The sequence below is a fragment of the Mycolicibacterium chitae genome (assembly GCF_900637205.1).
Classification (GTDB): Bacteria; Actinomycetota; Actinomycetes; order Mycobacteriales; family Mycobacteriaceae; genus Mycobacterium; species Mycobacterium chitae.
Window position 1 is genome coordinate 517,741 of sequence record NZ_LR134355.1, and the last position, 20,985, is coordinate 538,725.

18 protein-coding genes are annotated in these 20,985 nt (G+C 66.2%); 9 read left to right on the plus strand and 9 right to left on the minus strand.

Translation table 11 applies throughout. The features are described from left to right. The first annotated feature begins 4 nt into the window (after positions 1–4). From EL338_RS02385 to EL338_RS02395, 3 genes are read left to right on the plus strand one after another with little or no spacing between them, the layout of a single operon-like run. The gene (locus EL338_RS02385; RefSeq protein WP_126336629.1) at positions 5–424 is read left to right on the plus strand and encodes an MmpS family transport accessory protein; all 420 of its coding nucleotides are present in this window, start codon (positions 5–7) and stop codon (positions 422–424) included. Next, positions 421–3,312, plus strand: a complete 2,892-nt coding sequence (locus EL338_RS02390; RefSeq protein WP_126332273.1) for an MMPL/RND family transporter — start codon at positions 421–423, stop codon at positions 3,310–3,312. Before EL338_RS02385 ends, EL338_RS02390 begins: the two co-directional genes overlap by 4 nt. Positions 3,313–3,343: 31 nt before the next feature. Continuing rightward, positions 3,344–6,220: an MMPL/RND family transporter gene (locus EL338_RS02395; protein WP_126332274.1), complete on the plus strand. Its 2,877-nt coding sequence runs from the start codon at positions 3,344–3,346 to the stop codon at positions 6,218–6,220. An 88-nt stretch (positions 6,221–6,308) separates the two neighbouring features. On the opposite strand, the gene EL338_RS02400 is transcribed toward EL338_RS02395, so the two are convergent. Next, positions 6,309–7,206 (minus strand): IS5 family transposase gene (locus EL338_RS02400; RefSeq protein WP_410431126.1). Its coding sequence is split into 2 segments (ribosomal slippage): positions 6,309–6,861 and positions 6,860–7,206, totalling 900 coding nucleotides; the frame shifts between segments, so codons are not numbered across the junction. 67 nt (positions 7,207–7,273) lie between these two features. On the opposite strand from EL338_RS02400, the gene EL338_RS02405 reads away from it, so the two are divergent. The 3 genes from EL338_RS02405 (at position 7,274) to EL338_RS02415 (ending at position 10,361) form a co-directional block, all read left to right on the plus strand. Beyond that, positions 7,274–7,609, plus strand: coding sequence for a hemophore-related protein (locus EL338_RS02405; protein WP_126332276.1), 336 nt, complete (start codon positions 7,274–7,276; stop codon positions 7,607–7,609). A gap of 206 nt (positions 7,610–7,815) precedes the next feature. Then, positions 7,816–8,208: a hemophore-related protein gene (locus EL338_RS02410; protein ID WP_126332277.1), complete on the plus strand. Its 393-nt coding sequence runs from the start codon at positions 7,816–7,818 to the stop codon at positions 8,206–8,208. Positions 8,209–8,285: 77 nt separating this feature from the next. Next, entirely contained in the window at positions 8,286–10,361 is a 2,076-nt protein-coding gene (locus EL338_RS02415; RefSeq protein ID WP_126332278.1) for a RecQ family ATP-dependent DNA helicase, read from the plus strand. Here the strand turns inward: EL338_RS02415 and EL338_RS02420 are convergent. Further along, positions 10,354–11,268 (minus strand): IclR family transcriptional regulator, encoded by a 915-nt coding sequence (locus EL338_RS02420; protein ID WP_235666345.1) that lies wholly within the window; start codon positions 11,266–11,268, stop codon positions 10,354–10,356. The genes EL338_RS02415 and EL338_RS02420 overlap by 8 nt on opposite strands. A gap of 98 nt (positions 11,269–11,366) precedes the next feature. On the opposite strand from EL338_RS02420, the gene EL338_RS02425 reads away from it, so the two are divergent. Genes EL338_RS02425 through EL338_RS02435 form a run of 3 tightly spaced genes read left to right on the plus strand, consistent with a single transcriptional unit; the run spans position 11,367 to position 14,422 of the window. Further along, on the plus strand, positions 11,367–12,494 hold the full coding sequence (locus tag EL338_RS02425; protein WP_126332279.1) for a hypothetical protein: 1,128 nt from the start codon (positions 11,367–11,369) through the stop codon (positions 12,492–12,494). A 3-nt stretch (positions 12,495–12,497) separates the two neighbouring features. Next, positions 12,498–13,280 (plus strand): SDR family oxidoreductase, encoded by a 783-nt coding sequence (locus tag EL338_RS02430; RefSeq protein WP_126332280.1) that lies wholly within the window; start codon positions 12,498–12,500, stop codon positions 13,278–13,280. Next, the gene (locus tag EL338_RS02435; protein WP_126332281.1) at positions 13,277–14,422 is read left to right on the plus strand and encodes a sulfotransferase family protein; all 1,146 of its coding nucleotides are present in this window, start codon (positions 13,277–13,279) and stop codon (positions 14,420–14,422) included. Before EL338_RS02430 ends, EL338_RS02435 begins: the two co-directional genes overlap by 4 nt. A gap of 1 nt (position 14,423) precedes the next feature. On the opposite strand, the gene EL338_RS02440 is transcribed toward EL338_RS02435, so the two are convergent. The 7 genes from EL338_RS02440 to EL338_RS02470 form a co-directional block, all read right to left on the minus strand. Beyond that, the gene (locus tag EL338_RS02440; protein ID WP_235666346.1) at positions 14,424–15,107 is read right to left on the minus strand and encodes an MBL fold metallo-hydrolase; all 684 of its coding nucleotides are present in this window, start codon (positions 15,105–15,107) and stop codon (positions 14,424–14,426) included. A gap of 22 nt (positions 15,108–15,129) precedes the next feature. Beyond that, positions 15,130–15,609, minus strand: coding sequence for a hypothetical protein (locus EL338_RS02445; protein WP_126332282.1), 480 nt, complete (start codon positions 15,607–15,609; stop codon positions 15,130–15,132). Then, positions 15,606–16,772, minus strand: a complete 1,167-nt coding sequence (locus EL338_RS02450) for a 3-ketosteroid-9-alpha-monooxygenase, oxygenase component (protein ID WP_126332283.1) — start codon at positions 16,770–16,772, stop codon at positions 15,606–15,608. Before EL338_RS02450 ends, EL338_RS02445 begins: the two co-directional genes overlap by 4 nt. 101 nt (positions 16,773–16,873) lie before the next feature. After that, positions 16,874–17,557 (minus strand): hypothetical protein, encoded by a 684-nt coding sequence (locus tag EL338_RS02455; RefSeq protein WP_126332284.1) that lies wholly within the window; start codon positions 17,555–17,557, stop codon positions 16,874–16,876. Positions 17,558–17,676: 119 nt separating this feature from the next. Further along, complete coding sequence (locus EL338_RS02460) at positions 17,677–18,849, minus strand: thiolase family protein (protein ID WP_126332285.1); 1,173 nt, start codon at positions 18,847–18,849, stop codon at positions 17,677–17,679. Positions 18,850–18,851: 2 nt separating this feature from the next. Next, complete coding sequence (locus EL338_RS02465) at positions 18,852–19,913, minus strand: thiolase family protein (protein ID WP_163791978.1); 1,062 nt, start codon at positions 19,911–19,913, stop codon at positions 18,852–18,854. A gap of 11 nt (positions 19,914–19,924) precedes the next feature. Then, entirely contained in the window at positions 19,925–20,917 is a 993-nt protein-coding gene (locus EL338_RS02470; RefSeq protein ID WP_126332286.1) for a Zn-ribbon domain-containing OB-fold protein, read from the minus strand. Positions 20,918–20,985: the final 68 nt, after the last annotated feature.

The following is a 20,985-nucleotide window of genomic DNA, read 5'->3' on the forward strand; positions in this document are numbered from 1 at the left end:
GGTGTTGAAGCGGCTCTGGATTCCGCTGCTGATCCTGGCGGTTGTTGGCGCCGGGGGCTACACGGTGTCACGACTTCACGGCATTTTCGGCGCGGAGAAGAACGACACCTACGCCGGCACCGAAACCGAAGAACGGCCAGCGTATGACCCTAAACGTATCGTTTACGAGGTCTTCGGTCCGCCGGGAGCCGTCGCCAACATCAGCTACTTCGACGTCGAAGCCGAGCCACAGTTCATTCGAGGCGCGGACTTGCCGTGGTCGTTGTCGTTCGCCCTCACCGAGGCCTCTGCGATGGCCAACATCATCGCCCAGGGTGACGCGGCGAGCATCGGTTGTCGGATCACGGTGGATGACGAGGTCAAGGAGGAGCGAGTCGCGCAGGGGGTAAGTGCGTTTACCTATTGCTTGCTGAGGGCTGCATGAGCAATCCTTCGCGGGCCACCGCACCGCCCCTGGCCGCACGGTGGATTCGTCGGTTGGCGGTACCGATCATCCTGGCTTGGCTTGTCATCGCCTATCTCCTGAGTGCGATGGTCCCGCCCCTGGAACAGGTCGAGAAGGAGCACTCCGTCTCGATGATTCCCACAGATGCCCCGTCTTTCCGGGCCATGCAACAGATGGGCGCCAACTTCGAAGAATCCAACTCCAACAGCGCGGCGATGATCGTGTTGGAGGGACAGCAGCCCCTCGGCGATGAGGCACACCGCTACTACGACGAACTGATTCGCCAACTCCGGGCCGATACCGCCAATGTGAAGCACGTTCAGGACTTCTGGGGCGACCCGTTGACCGCCGGCGCGGCACAAAGCGCGGATGGCAAGGCCGTGTATGTGCAAATGAGTCTCACCGGCGACATCGGACAGGGGGTCGCGAACAATTCCCTGGAGGCCGTCCGAGGCATCGTCGAACAAACGCCGCCTCCCCCCGGCATCGATGTCTACGTCACCGGTCCCACCGCGCTGATCGCTGACTTGAGTGAGAGTGGCAACCGGACGCTGATCTTGATCACGGGCCTCAGCCTCGCGGTGATCTTCACGATGTTGCTGTTCTTCTACAGATCGATCTTCACCGCCATTCTGTTGCTGATCATGGTGGGGCTCCAGTTGCAGGTGGCCCGCGGAGTGGTCGCATTCCTCGGCGATCAGGAGATTCTGGCGCTATCGACGTATGCGGTGAACCTGCTGGTGACACTCGGGATCGCCGCCGGGACGGACTACGGCATCTTCTTCGTCGGGCGATACCAGGAGGCGCGCCTGGCGGGTGAGGACCGAGAAACGGCGTTCTATACCACCTATCGCAGTGTGGCCAAGGTGGTCCTGGCCTCCGGTCTGACGATTGCGGGGGCGGTTCTGTGCTTGAGCTTCACGCGGCTGCCCTACTTCCAAACCCTGGGTATTCCTTGTGCTTTGGGTATGACGGTCGCTGTCGCTGTGGCGTTGACACTGATCCCCGCCGTGCTCGCGGTCGGGGGAAGATTCGGGTTGTTCGAACCGAAGCGCAAAGTCGTGGTCCAACGATGGCGGCGTATCGGGACAGCGATCGTGCGATGGCCCGGACCGATCCTCGTTGCGACCGCGGCGGTCTCACTCATCGGACTGCTCGCCTTACCGGCGTATGTACCCGGATACAACGACAGGGCGTATCTCCCCGATGACATACCGGCCAACGAGGGGTACGCGGCCGCCGACCGGCATTTCCCGGAGTCGCTCATGGTGGCACCCGAGGTTCTGATGATCGAAGCGGACCACGACTTGCGTAACCCCGTGGACTTCCTGATCTTGAACAAGTTGGCGCGCGGGGTGCTGGCGGTGCCGGGCATTTCGCGGGTCCAGGCGGCGACGCGACCCGAGGGAACCCCGCTGCAGCACACCACGATACCGTTCATGCTCAGCGCCTCGAGCGCCAGTCAGCTCCAGCTTCTGCCGTTTCAACAGGAGCGCATGGACGACTTGCTCGTACAGGCCGACGACTTGGCCGAGACCATCGAGATCATGCAGCGCATGTACGCCACCATGCAGCAGGTGGTGTCAACAACCGACGACATGGTCGGCCATACGCACGAACTCGAGGACATCACCAACGAGTTGCGCGACAACATCGCCGACTTCGATGATTTTTGGCGACCTCTACGAAACTACTTCCACTGGGAACCGCACTGTTACAACATTCCGATCTGCTGGTCGCTGAGCTCCTTCTTTCAAGCGCTCGATGGGGTAGACCAGATCAGCGCGAAAATGCATGACCTCGTGGTGAATCTGGACCAACTCAACACACTGATGCCGCAGATGGCCGCCCAGTTCCCGGCCATGATCGCAACGATGCAGAGTACGCGCACGATGATGCTGACGATGCACAGCACGATGTCCGGAGTACTTTCCCAGATGGCAGAGATGAGCGATAACGCCACCGCGATGGGGAAAGATTTCGATGCGGCCCAGAACGACGATTCGTTCTACCTCCCGCCAGAGGTCTTTGAGAACAGCGACTTCCAACGAGTCATGGACGTGTTCATCTCGCCCGACGGCAAGTCGGCTCGGATGTTCATCTCGCAGCGAGGAGATCCAGCGACGCCAGAAGGTATCGATCGCGTTGTGCCGATCCGAACGGCCGCGGAGGAGGCGCTCAAGGCGACGCCCTTGGAGAACGCCAGCGTATACGTCACTGGCAGCGCCGCGATGGCCAAAGATCAGGTGGATGGGTCCAAGTACGACCTTCTGATCGCGGGTGTGGCCGCGTTGTGTCTGATCTTCAGCATCATGTTGATCATGATGCGGAGCTTCGTCGCCGCCTTGGTGATCGTCGGTACGGTGGCGCTTTCGTTGGGGGCAGCCTTCGGGCTATCGGTGTTGGTTTGGCAGCACATCCTTGGCATCCAACTGAATTGGATTGTCCTCCCGATCGCTCTCATCATCCTCTTGGCGGTCGGTTCGGACTACAACCTACTGCTCGTCTCTCGGATGAAGGAGGAAGTCGGCGCGGGGATCAACACCGGCATCATCCGGGCGATGGGCGGGACGGGTCGGGTAGTGACGTCAGCGGGCCTCGTTTTCGCCGCCACCATGCTGGTGATGTTGGTCAGCGACGTTCGAACGATCGGTCAGGTGGGATCTACCATCGGAATCGGTTTGCTGTTCGACACCCTGGTGGTCCGTGCGTTCATGACCCCATCGATTGCCGCGTTGCTTGGACGCTGGTTCTGGTGGCCACTACGAGTCCGCCCGCGGCCGGCAAGCGCATTACTGCGGTCAACCGGGCCCCGGCCACTCGTCCGAGCACTCCTGCTGAATCCCGAGGAATCCGCGCGGCGATGACCAAGGCGACTTCGGAGAGTTCGAGGACCGCATGCGCGACCGATCAATGAACAGTCGGCGTTCTGTCGTCGCCCGCACGGTCCACCGGCTTGCGGTCCCCATCATCGTGGGGTGGTTGTTGATCGTGGGTCTCGTGACCTTTGCCGTGCCATCGCTGGAACAAGTTGGTCGAGAATATTCGGTGTCGCTGGTCCCCACCGATGCGCCGTCACTGAAAGCGATGCAACGCATGGGCGATCGCTTCCAGGAGTCGAGTTCCGACAGCGTCGCGATGATCGTTGTGGAGGGACAGCAGCCACTTGCCGACGAAGCGCACCGCTACTACGACGAACTCGTACGGCAGTTGCGGGCCGACGCGGCGCATGTGCAGCATGTGCAGGATTTTTGGGGGGATCCCCTGACGGCGTCCGGCGTGGAGAGCGCCGATGGCATGGCCGTGTATGTCCAACTGAATCTCGCTGGGAACCAGGGCGAAGCCTTGGCCAACGAATCCGTGCAGGCAGTGCGCGACATCGTGGAGGCGATGGACCCCCCGCCGGGGGTAGCGGCGTACGTGGCGGGGCCGGCCCCATTGGTGACCGACATGAACCATGCCGGGGATCAGTCCATCATCCGCATCACCCTGGTGACCCTTGTGGTCATCTTGACGATGCTGTTGCTGTTCTACCGGTCGATCACCACCGCCGTCCTGATCCTCGTCATGGTGGGCATACAGGTGCAGGTGGCGCGGGGTCTGGTCGCGGTCCTGGGCGATCACACGGTGATCGGTCTCTCCACCTTCGCTGTCAATCTCCTTGTCTCCCTGGCGATAGCGGTTGGCACCGACTACGGCATCTTCTTCACCGGCCGTTATCAGGAGGCGCGCCAGGCGGGCGAGGACCGAGAGTCGGCTTTCTACACCACCTATGCCAGCGTCGCCAAGGTCGTTCTGGCATCCGGCCTGACCATCGCCGGGGCGATCTTCTGCCTGAGTTTTGCCCGACTGCCCTACTTTCAGACCATGGGTGTTCCGTGCGCCGTGGGAATGCTCGCGGCGGTGGGCGTGGCGCTCACCTTGATTCCTGCGGTCATCGCGGTCGGCGGCCGATTCGGACTACTTGACCCCAAACGGAAGGTCAGGGTCCGGCGATGGCGCAGGGTAGGGACCGCAACCGTCCGGTGGCCCGTGCCGGTGCTCACCACCGCCTGCGTCGTGGCTCTCATCGGCTTGCTGGCCCTGCCCGCCTACACAACCAGTTACAACGACCGCTTGTATGTGCCTCCGGACATCCCGGCCAATATCGGCCAAGCCGCCGCCGAACGCCATTTCCCGTCGGCTCGGTTGATGCCCGATATTCTCTTGATCGACGCCGACCACGACATGCGTAATCCGGCGGACTTTCTGACCTTGAACAAGTTGGCCAAGAGTGTTTTCGGGGTTCCGGGGGTCGCCCGCGTACAGAGCGTCACCAGGCCCGAAGGGGCTCCAATCGCTCGTACGTCCATACCGTTTCAGCTGAGTCTGCAAAGCGCCAGCCAGGTTCATCTCCTACCGTTTCAGCGCGACCGGGTGGGCGATCTGCTGACCCAGGCCGACGACTTGGACGTCATGATCGGCATCATGGCGCGCATGTACGGCGTGATGCAGAAGTTCGCGGCTACCACCGAAGCCATGGTGAAGGACACACACGAGCTGGAGTACTTCACCAACGAGTTGCGCGACAACATCGCCAACTTCGATGACTTCTTTCGGCCGATCCGCAATTACCTCTACTGGGAACCGCACTGCTTCAACATCCCACTGTGCTGGTCCACCAGGTCCCTGTTCGATTCCATTGACGGTATCGATCAGGTCAGCGCGAAGATGCGCGAGCTGGTCGCCGACTTCGATCGTCTCAATAAGCTGATGCCCGGGCTGCTCGATGAGTTGCCCGGCGTCATCGCCTCGATGCAGAGTATGCGGACGATGGTGTTGACGATGCACAGCACCATGTCGGGCATGTACGAGCTGATGGACGACGTGAGCGCGGACTCCACCGCCATGGGAAAGGTCTTCGATGCCGCCCAGAATGACGACTCCTTCTATCTGCCACCGGAGATCTTCGACAACAAGGACTTTCAGCGCGCGATGAGCTTGTTCTTCTCTCCGGACGGGAAGACCATGCGTATGTTCATCGAGCACCGCGGCGACCCGGCAACACCGGAGGGGATTGCACGTGTGGAGGCCATCTCCGACGCCGCGGAGGAAGCGTTGAAGGTGACTCCGCTGGAGAACGCCCAGATCTACCTCGCCGGGACTGCGTCAACTTTCAAGGATATGCGTGATGGCTCCAACTATGACCTACTTATCGCGGGGGTCGCCGCGCTGGGTCTGATCCTGAGCATCATGTTGATCATCACCCGGAGTTTGATCGCCGCCCTGGTGATCGTTGGCACTGTGGCGATTTCGCTGGGCGCGGCCTTTGGCCTGTCAGTACTGGTTTGGCAACACATCCTCGGGATTGAGCTGCACTGGTTGGTGCTCGCAATGTCGGTGATCGTTCTTTTGGCAGTGGGGTCTGACTACAACCTGCTTCTTGTGTCCCGCATGAGAGAGGAGATGGGCGCGGGGATCAACACCGGCATCATCAGGGCGATGGGGGGCAGCGGCAAGGTGGTGACCGCCGCGGGGTTGGTGTTCGCGTTCACCATGATGTCGATGGTCGTCAGTGATCTCCGCATCATCGGTCAGGTGGGATCTACCATCGGTATCGGTCTGCTGCTCGACACGCTGGTGGTGCGGGCACTCATGACGCCGTCGATCGCGGCCCTGCTCGGCCGCTGGTTCTGGTGGCCGCAACGGGTCCGTCAGCGACCGGCTAGCTCGATGCTGCGGGCGACGGCGCCGCGGTCGGTGACGCGTGCGCTACTTCTGCGCGAAGAGCCTTGATCACCGGCCGTCTTCCGGTCCGGTGAATTGCCTGTGGACAGTTGCGAAAACGACGGCAACTCCGATCACTGCGAGTAGAGTCCCGCGCTTAGGCCGTGTCTGATAAATGCGGTAGCCAGAGTGTGATGGCCCGTAGGACTGCTGCGCCCCGGTAGACGATGGCGAGTTTGTCGTAGCGGGTGGCCAGACCACGCCACTGCTTGGTGACGCTGAATCCTCGTTCAACAACGTTGCGGCCCTTGTAGTCCTCGGCGTCGAATGCTGGCGGTCGGCCGCCGTGGGTGCCTCGACGTTTTCGGTGGCCGATCTGATCGGACGGTTCGGGAATGACGGCGACGATCCCTCGTCGGCGCAGCCGCTGCCGGGTCGCTCGGCTGGAATAGGCCTTATCTCCGCGCAGGCGATCGGGCCGGGTGCGGGGCCGGCCAGGCCCGCAGCGCTCAACTTTGAGGTGGGCGAGCAAATGCTCCAGGACTGGTCCGTCGCCTGCCTGGCCGGCGCTCACGAGCACCACCAACGGTCGTCCGTGGCCGTCGACGAGGTGATGGATCTTGCTGGTCAGCCCGCCGCGCGAGCGACCAATGCCGTGGTCAGGCGGCTCGCTCGCCAGATTTGTGTAATTCGACCCAGCCCCCTGTGTCACGGGTGATGTTCGTGGCATGTTGGTGAGCGCGGGCGATCGTGGAATCCACCGACACCGCCCAGTCGATGATCCCGGCCTCGTCGGCGGCGGCCAGCAACCGAGCCAGCACCATGTCCCAGGTGCCGTCGGCACTCATTCGTCGATGCCAGGTCCAGATCGACTGCCACGGCCCGAACACCTCCGGCACGTCGCGCCAGGCGATCCCGCACCGATACCGATAGATGATGCCTTCCACCATCGAACGCGCATCCTGAAAGGGTCTGCCCCGCTTACCCGTACGTGCAGGAAGCAGATCCTCGATCAACGACCACTGAACATCGGTAAGCAGCTGAAACCGCGACATACCTCAAGCCTCCGGCATAACACCCGAAACCTTTGTCAGACACGCCCTAGGGGAGGAAGGTCTACACATGATCAAAATGTCGTTGACCAAACTGGCGGGGGTTGCCGGTTTGGGTTTGTTGCTCACCGCAGGGACCGGGATTGCGTCCGCCGCTCCGAATCTGGATTCCATGGTCAATACGACCTGCAGCTATCAGCAGGTTACGGCGGCCTTGAATGCGCAGGGGCCGGGGCCTGCGTCGGATCTCAGCGGCTCCGCGGACGCGATGTCGATGCTGCAGCAGTTCCTCGGTATGCCACCGGGGCAGCGGCGACAAATGGCGAATCTGCTGGCAGGTCATCCCGCGAATCAGCCGTATCTCGGACCCATCGAGCAGGCCTTCAATACTTGTAACCAGTTCTGAGCGTTGACCGCGCACCACGCGGGGGATGCGAATTGGTCCGAAAAACTTTGGTGCGTAACAATCGCTGGTCACACCTAGTTTCGAGCGGCGAGAACCGGCAGTATCACCCGCTGCGGTGTTTTGCGGCCGCGTGCCTCGGGTAGTTGCACCTTCGGGTTGGGGAGTGGCTGCGTCAACGACAGCCACGAAACCGTTAGGAGCAACGCATGAAAGCTAGCAAGACGACTGTGTACCGCGGACTCGGTGGCATGCTCGCCGGAGGACTGCTCGGTGCCGCCGCCAGCGCTACGATCGCGCTGCCCACGGCCAGCGCCGCCCCGGAGAACTGCAGCGCCAGCGACGTGGCGAGCACCGTGAGCTCGGTGCAGCAATCGGTGAGCGGCTACCTGGCATCGAACACCGAGGTCAATGACGCCCTCAGCGACATCGCCAAGCAGCCGGCTGCCCAGGCGCAGGCCTCGTACCAGACCTACTTCGCCGAGAACCCCGATGTGGCCGATGAGCTGCGGACCATCCAGCAGCCCGTGCGCGCCCTCAATGACGAGTGCGGCATCCAGGTCACCCCGTCGCAGTCCATCGAGGCGCTCGAGGCGATCTAACTCGACACCAGGTAGTGCCCGCCCGCTGTTGGTAGTGGGCGGGCACACTTGTCTGCGGCACCCGGCAGGATGGGGCCATGGCTACCCGCGAGCAGGCCCAGTCGATCCTCGAACAACTCGCCGGCCCCGGCGCCTCGCTGCGCGACGACCAGTGGACGGCCATCGAGGCGCTGGTGGTGCAACGGCGCAGGGCGTTGGTGGTGCAGCGCACCGGCTGGGGCAAGTCGGCGGTCTACTTCATCGCCGCCAAGCTGCTGCGCGCCGCCGGGCACGGACCGACCGTCATCGTGTCGCCGCTGCTGGCCCTGATGCGCAACCAGGTGGCCGCCGCCGAGCGCGCCGGGGTCCGGGCGGCGACCATCAACTCCGGCAACGTCACCGAATGGGACGGCATCCACCAGCAGGTCTCCGATGGCGCCCTCGACGTCCTGCTCGTCAGCCCGGAGCGGCTCAACAATCCCGACTTCCGGGACAATGTGCTGCCCGCGTTGGCCGCCGATGCGGGGCTGGTGGTGGTCGACGAGGCACACTGTGTCTCCGACTGGGGCCACGACTTCCGACCCGACTACCGCCGCATCCGCACGCTGATCGCCGAACTCGGCACGGACATCCCCGTGCTGGCCACCACGGCCACCGCCAACGACCGCGTCGTCAACGACGTCGCCACCCAGCTCGGCGTGGGCGGACGCGACACCCTGGTGCTGCGCGGCGGCCTGGACCGGGAGTCCCTGCGGCTGGCGGTGGTGCGCGCCGGCGGTCCCGCGCAACGCGCGGCATGGATTGCCGCGCAGCTGGATTCGTTGCCGGGCTCCGGCATCATCTACACGCTGACCGTCGCGCAGGCCCGCGACGTCGCGGGCCTGCTGCGGGATCGCGGGCACCGGGTCGAGGCCTACACCGGTGCCACCGACACCACCGAACGGGAACAGCTCGAGGCGGACCTGCTCGAGAACCGGGTCAAGGCACTGGTGGCGACGTCGGCGCTGGGCATGGGGTTCGACAAGCCCGACCTGGGCTTCGTCGTCCACCTGGGGGCGCCGTCGTCGCCGATCGCCTACTACCAGCAGGTCGGTCGCGCCGGGCGCGCCACCGAGAGCGCCGAGGTCGTCCTGCTGCCCGGCGTCGAAGACCAGGATGTGTGGCGGTACTTCTCCTCGGTCGCGTTCCCGTCGGAAGCCATGGTGCGCAACGTGATCGCCGCGCTCGACACCGACCGCGCCCAGTCCACCGCGGCGCTGGAGCCGCTGGTCGATCTGAATCGCTCGCGCCTGGAGATGGTGCTCAAGGTGCTCGACGTCGACGGCGCGGTCCGCCGCGTCAAGGGCGGGTGGATCGGCACCGGCCAGCCGTGGGAGTACGACGAGGACCGGTACCGCGCCCTCGAGGAGGCGCGCAAGCGCGAGCAGCAGGCCATGCTCGACTACCAGAGCACCGACCAATGCCGAATGGCGTTCCTGCGCAGTCAACTCGACGATCCCGAGCTCGCCGCCGACGAGCGCTGCGGGCGCTGCGACAACTGCACCGGCACCCGGTACGAGCCCGGGGTGGATGACGCAACCCTGACCGCCACCCGGGAACGGTTGCGCCGCCCCGGGGTCGAGATCGCGCCGCGCAAGCAATGGCCCACCGGCCTGGCCACCCTGGGCCTCGACCTCAAGGGCCGCATCGCCGACGGCGCGGAGCCGGGACGCGCCATCGGCCGCCTCACCGACCTCGGTTGGGGCGCCCGCCTGCGCCGGCTGCTGGCCGAACCCGACGACGAGGCGCCCGACGAGGTGATCCAGGCCGCCATCGAGGTGCTCAAAGCCTGGGGATGGACCACCCGCCCAGTGGCCGTCCTCGCGCTGGACTCGGAGACGCATCCGAAGCTGATCTCCTCGACCGCGCGACGACTGGCCGAGGTCGGCCGGCTCACCGACCTCGGGACCCTGCACTACGCGCCGCAGCGGCGCCGGGTCACCGCGGCGAACTCGGCGTATCGGGTGGCGGCCCTCGACGGGGCGTGGGAGGTGCCTCCCCTTGACGTCGGCGGACCGGTGCTGCTGGTCGATGACGTGGTCGACACCGGGTGGACGATGACCATGGCGACCCGGGCGCTCCGCGAGGCCGGGGCGCCGGAGGTGTTGCCGTTCGCGCTGGCGACGGTCAGCTGACCGCCGGCGCCGCACCGCCCAGTTGCGCGGTGATCGCCGCGGCTGAGATCATCAGATCCCTTGCGCGCTTGGTGATCTCGGCGTCGGTGAGTGCCCGCCCGATCTGCAACGAGACGACCATCACCTGCCGCTGGTGATGGTCGAAGACCGGTGCCGAGATGACGCTGATGTCCTCGCGCTTGCGGCCGGCGGCCTGCGCCTCGCCGCGTAGATACACCCGCTCGCCGATGTCGGAGACCAGTTCACCGAGCAGGGCACGTAATTCATCGGGCATCGAATTCGACATGCCCGCCATCAGGGCGTACAGCCGTCGGCCGCCCGGGGTCATGCGTTCCACCAGGTACCCGGATGTCCGGCACTCCGCGATCACCGCGTCCAACCGGGCGGAGTCGGTGCGCAGCGGGATCGTCGGCGCCTTGGCCAGCCAGGCCCGCAGCGCCTCGTCGTCCCACAGCACGAACATCAGCCCCACCGGCGGCGCAAACGGATAGCTCTGCCCCACCCGCACACCGACGTCGACGCCGGCGGGGCCCACCAGTTCGAGCAGCGTGATGCGGTCGTCGACGACGGCCGACAGCCCCGCGGTGGTCTGGTAGGCCTCGGATAGCCGGCGCAGTTCGTCGCGGGCGGCGGGGCTGACCCGCAGCGACTCCTGGGCGGTGTGGCCGAGCGCGATCAGCGCGGGCCCCAGCCGATACGTCTTGTCCCGACCGTTGTCGCCGACGTCGCGCACCAGATAACCGGACTCGGTCAGGGTGGTGAGGATGCCGAGACAGGTCGGCTTGCTCAGCTCCACCCGCCGGGCCAGTTCGGACAGGCCGAACCGATCGTGGGGGTGCCGGGCCAGGAACTCCAGGACGGCGACCACCCGTGCGGTGGGCGGCGAGGCACGGTCGGCGGATGCCACGACGGCTCTCCCAACATTGACGCACACTGGAACACGTTCTAGGGTCAGGTCGGAAACTCTACCAGCATGTTCCAATAATGGACCGAAACGGGGCGCCGATGTATTCCCAGCCACTGGTCGACGCGATCGCCGAGGCGGAGCGCCTGGTCACCGAGGCGCCGCATATCGAATCCGAGGCGGACCTGTTCGAGGGCCTGCAGTACCTGGCCGGCTGCATCTCGGCCTGCATCCACCTCGGCTTCGACTACGACCGCGACCATCCCGTCCTGCAGTCGGGCACCGGGCCCTACACGAAGATGGGCCTGGACAACCCGGACACGCTGTACTTCGGCACCCGGGTGCAACCGGGTCGGGAGTACGTGGTCACCGGGGTCCGCGGCACCACAACGGATCTCAGCTTCCAGATGCTCGGCGGCGAGTACACCGACAACAACGTGCCGCCCAGTGAGGCCGCCTTCGACGACCGCGAACTCGACATCGCCGACGACGGCAGCTTCGAGTGGCGGGTGACGCCGAGCGCCCCGTCGCAACTGCTGATCCGCGAGGTGTACAACGACTGGTCCGCGCGCCGCGGCACCGTCACCGTGGCGCGCACCGACACCGCCGGCACCGCACCTCCGCCGCTGAGTCGACAACTCATCGAGAAGCGCTACGCCGTCGCCGGAAAGCAACTGGTGCAGCGGGTCAAGACCTGGCTGCAGTTTCCGCAGTGGTTCTACCTCAACATCCCGGTGAACACCATGGTGGCCCCGCGGCTCACCCCCGGCGGGCTCGCCACGCAGTACTCGTCGGCCGGGCACTTCGAACTGAATCCCGAGCAGGCACTGGTCATCACCGTGCCGGCCTCCGACGCCCCCTACATGGGTTTCCAGCTCGGCAGCCTCTGGTACATCTCGCTGGACTACATCAACCACCAGACCTCGCTGAACGGCACTCAGGCGCAAGTCGATCCGGACGGCAAGATCAGGATCGTCGTCTCCGACGCCAACCCGGGGGTGACCAACTGGTGCGAGACGCTGGGCCACCGGCGCGGCTACCTCCAGTTCCGCTGGCAACGGCTGTCCCGAGAGCTCACCGAGGCCGACGGCCCGACGGTCGAACTGCTGGACGTAGCCGACGTCTCGAAGGCCCTGCCGCATTACGAATCGAACAAGATCACCGAGGATGGCTGGCGCGCGCGAATCGCCCTGCGTCAGCAGCAGATCGCCAACAGGATGCTGGGGTAGCAGATGACCGGATTGCTTGCAGACAAGGTAGTGGTGATCAGCGGTGTCGGCCCCGCGCTGGGGACGACGCTGGCGCGGCGCTGCGCGGAGGCCGGCGCCGACCTGGTGCTGGCCGCCCGCACGGTCGAGCGACTCGACGACGTCGCCAAGCAGGTCGCCGACACCGGCCGCCGGGCGCTGGCCGTGGGCACCGACATCACCGACGATGCGCAGGTGCAGAACCTGGTCGAGACCGCCATGCAGACCTACGGCCGGGTGGATGTGGTGATCAACAACGCGTTTCGGGTGCCCTCGATGAAACCGTTGGCCGACACCACCTTCGAGCACATGCGCGAGGCCATCGAGCTCACGGTGTTCGGCGCGCTGCGGCTGATCCAGGGCTTCACCCCGGCCCTGGCCGAGGCCAAGGGGTCGGTGGTCAACGTCAATTCGATGGTCGTGCGCCACTCACAGGCCAAGTACGGGGCCTACAAGATGGCGAAGTCCGCGCTGCTGGCCATGTCACAGTCGCTGGCCACCGAGCTGGGGGAGCAGGGCATCCGGGTGAATTCCATTCTGCCCGGCTATATCTGGGGCGGCACGCTGGAGGGCTACTTCAACCACCAGGCCGGCAAGTACGGCACCACCGTCGACGACATCTACCGCGCGGCGGCCGCGGCCTCCGACCTCAAGCGACTCCCGACCGAGGACGAGGTGGCCTCGGCGATCCTGTTCATGGCCAGCGATCTGGCCAGCGGCATCACCGGCCAGGCCCTGGACGTCAACTGCGGGGAGTTCAAGGCATGACGCCGCGCACCAACGTCGGCACGGTCGAGGACCTGCACGCCTCGGCCATCAAGGCCGTCGGACTCGACGACTTCGGCAACGACGACGACAACTACCGCGAGGGCCTGGCCGTGCTGCTGGAGTCCTATCAGCGCGACGAGAACCTCACCGAGTTCGGCAGCAAGATGTGCCGGTTCTTCCTGCGCAACGCGCTGGTGGCCCGGCTGATGTCCGAGGCGGCGTGGAAGCAGCATCCCCAGCACGCCGACGTCGCGATCGAACGCCCGATCTTCGTCACCGGACTGCCCCGCACCGGCACCACCGCCCTGCATCGGCTGCTCACCGCCGACCCCGCCCACCAGGGCCTCGAGCTGTGGCTGGCGGAGTTCCCGCAGCCCCGCCCGCCCCGGGAGACCTGGGCGGACAACCCGGTGTTCCAGCAGCTCGACGCCCAGTTCGCCAAGGCGCACAACGAGGATCCGGAATACCTCGGCCTGCACTACATGACCGCGGACGAGGTCGAGGAGTGCTGGCAGCTGCTGCGGCAGTCGCTGCACTCGGTGTCCTACGAAACCCTGGCGCACGTGCCCAGCTACGCGCAGTGGCTGTCCCGCCAGGACTGGACCAAGCCGTATCAGCGGCACCGTAAGAACCTGCAGCTGATCGGGCTCAACGACATCGAAAAGCGTTGGGTGCTCAAGAATCCCAGCCACCTGTTCGCCCTCGACGCGCTGCTGGCCACCTACCCCGATGCGCTCGTGGTGCAGTGCCACCGACCGGCCGAGACCATCATGGCCTCGATGTGTTCGCTGTCCGCGCACACCACCGCGGGCTGGTCGAATGTCTTTGTCGGCGAACAGATCGGCGCGGACAACCTGGAGACCTGGTCGCGCGGGCTGGAATTGTTCAACGCCGAACGCGCCAAGCATGATCCAGCGCAGTTCTGCGACATCGACTACGCCGACTTCGTCAAGGACCCTCTCGGGACCGTCGCCGGGATCTATACGCACTTCGGCATCGAACTCTCCGACGCCGCGCGGCAGGCGATGCGCGATATGCACGACGAGAGTCAGCGGGGTCCGCGCTCACCGAAGCACACCTACTCGCTGGCGGATTACGGGCTGACGGCCGAGCAGGTCCGGGAGCGTTTCGCCGGGCTCTGAGTCACGGCTGCAGGAACGGGTTGGCGCGGCGCTCGACGCCGATGGTGCTCTGCGGGCCGTGCCCGGGCAGCACCTGCGCGCGGTCGTCGCGCACCAGCAGCTTTCCAATGATCGAACTGAGCAGGTGATTGCCGCTGCCGCCCTCGAAGTCGGTGCGGCCCACGCTGCCGTTGAACAGGGTGTCCCCGGTGAACAACAGGTCGGGATGCTGCGGATCGGTCACCCGGAACGTCACCGATCCCGGCGTGTGCCCGGGCGTGTGATCCACCGTCACATGGATCCCGCCGAGGGTCAGGCTGCTGCCGTCGGAGAGTCCCACCACCTGCTCGGGTTCGGAGCAGAACGCGCCCACCATCTTCTGCACCAGCCGCGGTGCCACGCCCCGGATCGGATTGACCAGCATCGGTCGATCCGCCACGTGGACGCACGTCGGGATGGCGTAGTGGTCCGACAACCGCTGCGCGTTCCAGACGTGGTCGAGGTGGCCGTGGGTCAGCAGGACGGCCCGCGGCGCCAGGCGGTTTCGGCGGACCAGGTCGCGCACCTTGCCGGCCGCCCCGTCGCCGGGGTCGATGATCAACGCCTCCCGGTCCGCATGGTGAAAGACCAAGTAGCAGTTGGTCCGTACCCAGCCGGTCTCGAAGCGCAGGATCTCCAGCTGGCCGAAGCGCTGACGGTCGGTCACCGATGCTCCCGGCGGAAACGTCTCAGCCGTCGCCCGGCGACGGGGCGCTGGAGACGGCCTCGAGGCAGCCCTCGGCGATCGCGTGCTTGATGCTGTCGCTCAGCCGCGGGCACGCGCGCATCGGGGCGCGCTGACCGTCGGCGCGGGCCTCGGCGAACACCGCGCACCGCTGTACTGCCTCGGAGTTCCATTGCACGGCAGTGTATTCCGGCCCCAGCTTCTTGACCTCGACGGTGGCGTGACAGAACCGGCAGTCCACCGGCGCCAATCCCGAGGTCAGGTACCGGTCGCGGTCGGCGGCGGTGGCGGCGCGCACCGCCGCGGCGCGGGCCGGGTCGGAGGCGAAACTCGGTGCCTTGCTCCAAGACCCGGCCGGGGCGTCACCGTCATCGGGGCCGTGGCCGTGGTGGTGATCGTGCTCGTCGTCGTCGTGACCGCCGTGCAAGAGGACCATCGACCGCGCGAGGCCGTCGACGTCAGGGGTCCCCTTGCCCGAACTCATCCAGAGACCTCGGAGGTCTGCTGTTCCTTGGCCTCGGCCTGCCGCCGCAGGTTCTCCTCGACCTCCACGTGCCACTTCTCGTTGGCGGCGGTGGTGTCCACCTCGAGTTCGAAACGGTCCGTCATCTCCGCGGTGACGTCGGCGACGTCGACGTAGAACTGCTGATACCAACGTCGCATCTGATAGACGGCGCCGTCCTCCTCGACCAGCAGTGGGTTGTCGATGCGGGTCTTGTGCTTCCAGATCTCCACATCCTGCAGGAAGCCCTTGCTGACGCCTTCGGTGAAGGCGTCGGCCAGCTTCTCGGAGGTGGCGTCGTCGAGGCCCTTGGGCTTCTCGACGATGACGCCCCACTGCAGCACGAACGAGTCCTGGGTCACCGGGTAGTGGCAGTTGATCAGGATCGACTCGGCCTTGAAGTCGCCGTAGGTGTTGTGCAGCCAGTTGATCATGAACGACGGGCCGAAGTACGACGCCTCCGAGTCCAGCTTCGCGTCGCCGTAGGCGGTGCCCATGTCGTTGATGTCGGGGCGGCCCACGTTGTGCAGGTACTGCGACGCGACGTGGCCCTCGAAGACGTTCTTGAAGTACGTCGGCAGGCCGAAGTGGATGTAGAAGAAGTGCGCCATGTCGGTGACGTTGTCGATGATCTCGCGGCAGTTGGAGCCCTCGATCAGCAGCGAGTTCCACTTCCAGTCGGTCCAGTCGCCGCTGGCCCACTCGGGGATCTCGGGGATCCGCACCTCGGGCTGCGGCGGGTTGCCCTCGTGGTCGTGCCAGACGAACAGCAGGCCGCCGCGGGTGTCGGTGTGCCAGGCGCGGGTGCGGGCCAGCCGCGGCGTGCGCTTGGCGTAGGGGACCAGCTTGCACTTGCCGTCGCCGCCCCACCGCCAGTCGTGGAACGGGCAGGCCACCTCGTCGCCCTTGATGGTGCCCTGCGACAGGTCACCACCCATGTGGCGGCAGTAGCCGTCCAGGACGTTGAGCTCGCCCGCGGAGTCCGCGAACACCACGAGCTTGGTGCCGAAGATCTCGACGCTGTGCGGCTTGCCGTCCAAGAAGCTCTTTACGGGTCCCAGGCAGTGCCAGCCGCGGGCGTAGCGGTCGGGCAGCGTGCCGGTATCGATCTCGCGAATGCCGCTGTGGGCTGTTTCAGTCGTCACTTCGCGCCTCCAGTCTCTCTAACTAGAACACGTTACAGTTTTGACCCCGATTCCCGCAACGACGGGGGCGTGACCTGCGGCATACCCGAACCCGGCGACGATTACTCCGTGTCCGGCAGCCCGGTCTGCAGCGCGATCAACTGCATCTTGGCGACGTTGGTGACGAACTGGTCGGAGGTGCTGTCGCCGACGGCGCTCTCGAAGTCCAGCCGGACCAGCGCGCGGCCCTGGGTGAAGAGCAGCTGCGTCACGGACTTGTCGCCGGCCGGAGAGGTCCCGGAGATCACGACGCCGTCGGTGCCGACGGCCACCGGCTCGGGGGTCCCGCCGATGACCTTGGTAGGCAGGGCCTCGGTCGCGGCCTTCAGCGTTTTCTTCGCGGTGGTCGCGTCGGGGTACAGCACGATCGTGTCCGAGATGGCGCGGTCGTCATCGGCGTTGACGAAGAACGCGCTGGCGCCGGGCATGCCGCTGGGGTTGGTGTCCACCGAGCGGGCCGTGAAGGTGTCCTCCTGGTCGCTGAGGTGCTCGGGCTGCAGCAGCAGGTGCCGGTAGTCGGCGGCGAGGTCGGCCTCCTTGTCCGCCGAGGTCGTCGAGGTCGGCGACGCCGGCGACGCGGACGGACCCGAGGAGGCCGCCGTCGGGGACGTCGTGCTGGTCTGGCCGAGGCCCGCGGGGTCGGAGCTCACTCCGCCGCAGGCGGTGGCGCCGAGGGCGACCGCTGCCGCGATCGCGGCAGCGGCGAGGCGGCCGGTCGGTGTGCTGAGGTATTTGGGGCGTGACAAAACTCGGCTCTAACGTTGCGGGGTGGGTGTCGAACTGACCTGTCCGACGTTCCTACCCTACGTGGCAGAGCTGTAAACGAGCTGAGACGAGCGCCCCCGGGGGCCTCGAGTGGTTGGACTCACACCGGCTTGTCGCTGGCGACCACCCACATGGAGTAGTACTGCGAACCCCCGCCGTAGGCATGGCCGAGCGCCTTGCGGGCGCCCTCGACCTGGTGGTCACCGGCCTTGCCCATCACCTGGATCGCCGACTCGGCGAACCGGATCATCCCGGAGGCGCCGATCGGGTTCGACGACAGCACGCCGCCGGACGCGTTCAGCGGGATCTTGCCGCCGATCGCGGTCTCGCCGGCCTCGGTGAGCTTCCATCCCTCGCCCTCGGCGGCAAAACCCAGGTTCTCCAACCACATCGGCTCGAACCAGGAGAACGGCACGTAGATCTCGGCCACGTCGATCTCGTCGATCGGGCTGGTGATCCCCGCGGCCTTCCACAGCGCGGCCGCGGCGTCGCGGCCGGCCTGCGGGCTCACCTGATCGCGGCCCGCATAGGCCAGCGGCTCGGTCCGCAGCGCGGTCGCGTGCACCCACGCCACCGGATGCCCCTCGGCGACGCGGGCGTCGGCGATCTGCTCGTTGCCGATCACCATTGCGCACGCGCCGTCCGACGACGGGCAGGTCTCGTCGTACCGGATGGGGTCCCACAGCATCGGCGACTCCATCACCTTCTCGACGGTGATGTCGGGCTGATGCAGATGGGCCAGCGGGTTCTTCGCGCCGTTGAGCCGGTCCTTGACGGCCACCATGGCGCCGATGTGCTTGGGCGCGCCCGAGCGGTTGATGTAGGCGCGCACATGCGGTGCGAAGTACCCGCCCGCGCCGGCGCCGACCGGCTTGATGAACGGCACCGGGATGCTCAGCGCCCACATGGCGTTCGACTCGGACTGCTTCTCCCAGGCCATCGTCAACACCCGGCGGTACTTGCCCGACTGCACCAGGCTGGCCGCCACGATCGCGGTGGAACCGCCCACCGAACCCGCGGTGTGCACGCGGATCAGTGGTTTGCCGGTGGCGCCGGTGGCGTCGGCCATGAACAGCTCCGGCATCATCACGCCCTCGAAGAGGTCGGGTGCCTTGCCGACGACGACGGCGTCGATGTCGTCCATGGTGGATCCGGAGTCCTCGAGCGCACGGTCGATGGCCTCGCGGACCAGCCCGTTCATCGAGACGTCCTTGCGCTTGGCGACGTACTTGGTCTGCCCGGTGCCCAGGACCGCTGCTAGCTGCTTGGCCATGTTCAGTTGACCTTTCCGTCGAGAACGGCGACCAGGTTTTGCTGCAGCGCCGGTCCGCTGGTGGCGTGCGCCAGGGTCCGTTGCGCCGTCCCGTTCCAGATGTGTTGGGCGGCAAAGCCGATGCGTTCCAGGCCGGCCGCGAACATGGGGTTGCCGGCGAGCGCGCCGCCGGACGGGTTGATCTTCGTGGCCTCGCCCAGCCCGATCGCCTCGGCGAGGATCAGCTGCTGATGGCTGAACGGGGCGTGCAGTTCGGCCACCTCGACCGCGCCCGCGTCGCCGCCCAGAGCCGACCGGGCCGACGCCGCGGTCGACGGGGAACTCGCCAGGTCGCGGGCACCCAGGATGGGTGTCTCGATGCGGTGCTCGAGGCCCGTGATCCAGGCCGGATTCTCCCGCAGTTCGCGGGCCCGGTCGCCGGCGGCCAGCACGATCGCGGCCGCGCCGTCGGTGATGGGCGCGATGTCGTGACGGCGCAGCGGATCGGCGTAGAGCGGGCGGGCCAGCAGTTCGTCGACGCTGGCGGCGCTCTCCACCGAGTCGGTGCGGCCGGCGGCGGTCATCGCGTCCAGTGCGACCTGCGCCATCTGCTCGACGGTCCACTTGCCGGCGTCCAACCCCAGCCGGGCCTGCAGGCCGGCCATCGAGATGGAATCCGGCCACAGCGGCGCCACGGTGTAGGGGTCGGTCTGCAGCGCCAGCACCCGGCGCAGGTTGCCGGCCGAGGACTTGCCGAACCCGTAGACCAACGCGGTCTCGACCTCACCGGTCAGCAGCTTGATGTAGGCCTCGTAGAGCGCCCACGCGGCGTCCATCTCCACGTGCGATTCGTTGATCGGCGGCACCGCGCCGATCGAGTCGATCGCCGAGATGAACGAGAAGGCGCGTCCGGCAAGGTAGTCCGACGACCCGGAGCACCAGAACCCGATGTCGGCCTTGGTGATGCCCAGCTCCTCGTAGAGCGCGGCGAAACACGGCATCAACATCTCGACGCCGTTGGTGGTGCCGTCGGTGCGGCGCACATGTGGGGCATGCGCGAAACCGACCACTGCGATGTCTGTCACGGTGCGCCTCTCTAGAGGTGGTGCTTGAACGAGTCGTAGTCGGCGTCGGGTTCGCCGGTGGGCCGGAAGTAGTCGATGTTGTCGATGCCGTGGCCCCACTCCTCGCGGGGCTTCCACACCGCCTCGACCCGCATGCCCATCCGCACGTCGGCCGGATCGATGTCGGTGACCAGGTGCAGGAACGGAATGTCGGCCCCGTCGAGCAGCACGTAGGCCGCGACGTAGGGCGGTTTGATGCGCTGCCCGGCGAACGGGATGTTGATCACCGCGAAGGTGGTGACGATGCCCTTGTCCGGCAGCTCGACCAGCTCGTCGAGGGTCTGCCCGGTCTTGGGGTCGGCCTCACGGGCCGGGAAGTACACCGGCCCGTCGGCACCCCGCCGCGCGCCGACCAGCCGGCCCTCCTGCAGTGCCCGCAGGTAGGCGCTCTCCGGACGGGAGGCACTGTGCTGGATCTCCACCTCGATCGGCGTGACCAGCATGGTCACCGGTTCCAGGTCGACGGCCGGCGCGGCCGCAGGCTCCGGCTGCTCGCCCAGCGCGAAGTAGGCGATGTCGGTGATCGCGCCGACGGGCTCGTCGACCCAGTGCGCGTGGACCCGCGCCCCGGTGGCGATGTCGTCGGGGCTCGCGACGTCGAGGGCGTGCAGCAGCGGGGTGTCGGCGCCGTCGAGTTTGATCAGCGCCCAGGCGAAGGGGCGGTCCAGCGGTTGGCCGTCCACCGGCTCGGGAACCCACGTCCACGACACCACGGTGCCGACGGATGCCACCGGTACGATCTCGCTCAACCGCTCATAGGTGACGGGGTCGTATTCGGCAGGTGGCACGTGTACCCGGCCGTCGGATCCGCGGTTGCCGACGATGCGGCGTTCGCGAAGTGCGGTGAAGAACTGACTGAGGACCGGCCCGACCGAACGGGTGTAGTCAAAGGACAGCTTCAGCGGTGCGGACAGCGGCGGCTCATGGTCATCGATCAGCGACGGGCTGCTCTGACTGGCGTTCACGGCATCGAGTAGAACAGGTTCTAAGAATCGTGGCAAGAACGGGTCGGCAACGCCCGGGACGGACTAGG

Coding starts and splice junctions, on each gene's coding strand:
- EL338_RS02410 (WP_126332277.1), top strand. CDS start 7,816: ATGAAAGCTAGCAAGACGACTGTGTACCGCGGACTCGGTGGCATGCTC.
- EL338_RS02405 (WP_126332276.1), top strand. CDS start 7,274: ATGATCAAAATGTCGTTGACCAAACTGGCGGGGGTTGCCGGTTTGGGT.
- EL338_RS02390 (WP_126332273.1), top strand. CDS start 421: ATGAGCAATCCTTCGCGGGCCACCGCACCGCCCCTGGCCGCACGGTGG.
- EL338_RS02395 (WP_126332274.1), top strand. CDS start 3,344: ATGCGCGACCGATCAATGAACAGTCGGCGTTCTGTCGTCGCCCGCACG.
- EL338_RS02430 (WP_126332280.1), top strand. CDS start 12,498: ATGACCGGATTGCTTGCAGACAAGGTAGTGGTGATCAGCGGTGTCGGC.
- EL338_RS02425 (WP_126332279.1), top strand. CDS start 11,367: ATGTATTCCCAGCCACTGGTCGACGCGATCGCCGAGGCGGAGCGCCTG.
- EL338_RS02445 (WP_126332282.1), bottom strand. CDS start 15,609: ATGAGTTCGGGCAAGGGGACCCCTGACGTCGACGGCCTCGCGCGGTCG.
- EL338_RS02460 (WP_126332285.1), bottom strand. CDS start 18,849: ATGGCCAAGCAGCTAGCAGCGGTCCTGGGCACCGGGCAGACCAAGTAC.
- EL338_RS02415 (WP_126332278.1), top strand. CDS start 8,286: ATGGCTACCCGCGAGCAGGCCCAGTCGATCCTCGAACAACTCGCCGGC.
- EL338_RS02435 (WP_126332281.1), top strand. CDS start 13,277: ATGACGCCGCGCACCAACGTCGGCACGGTCGAGGACCTGCACGCCTCG.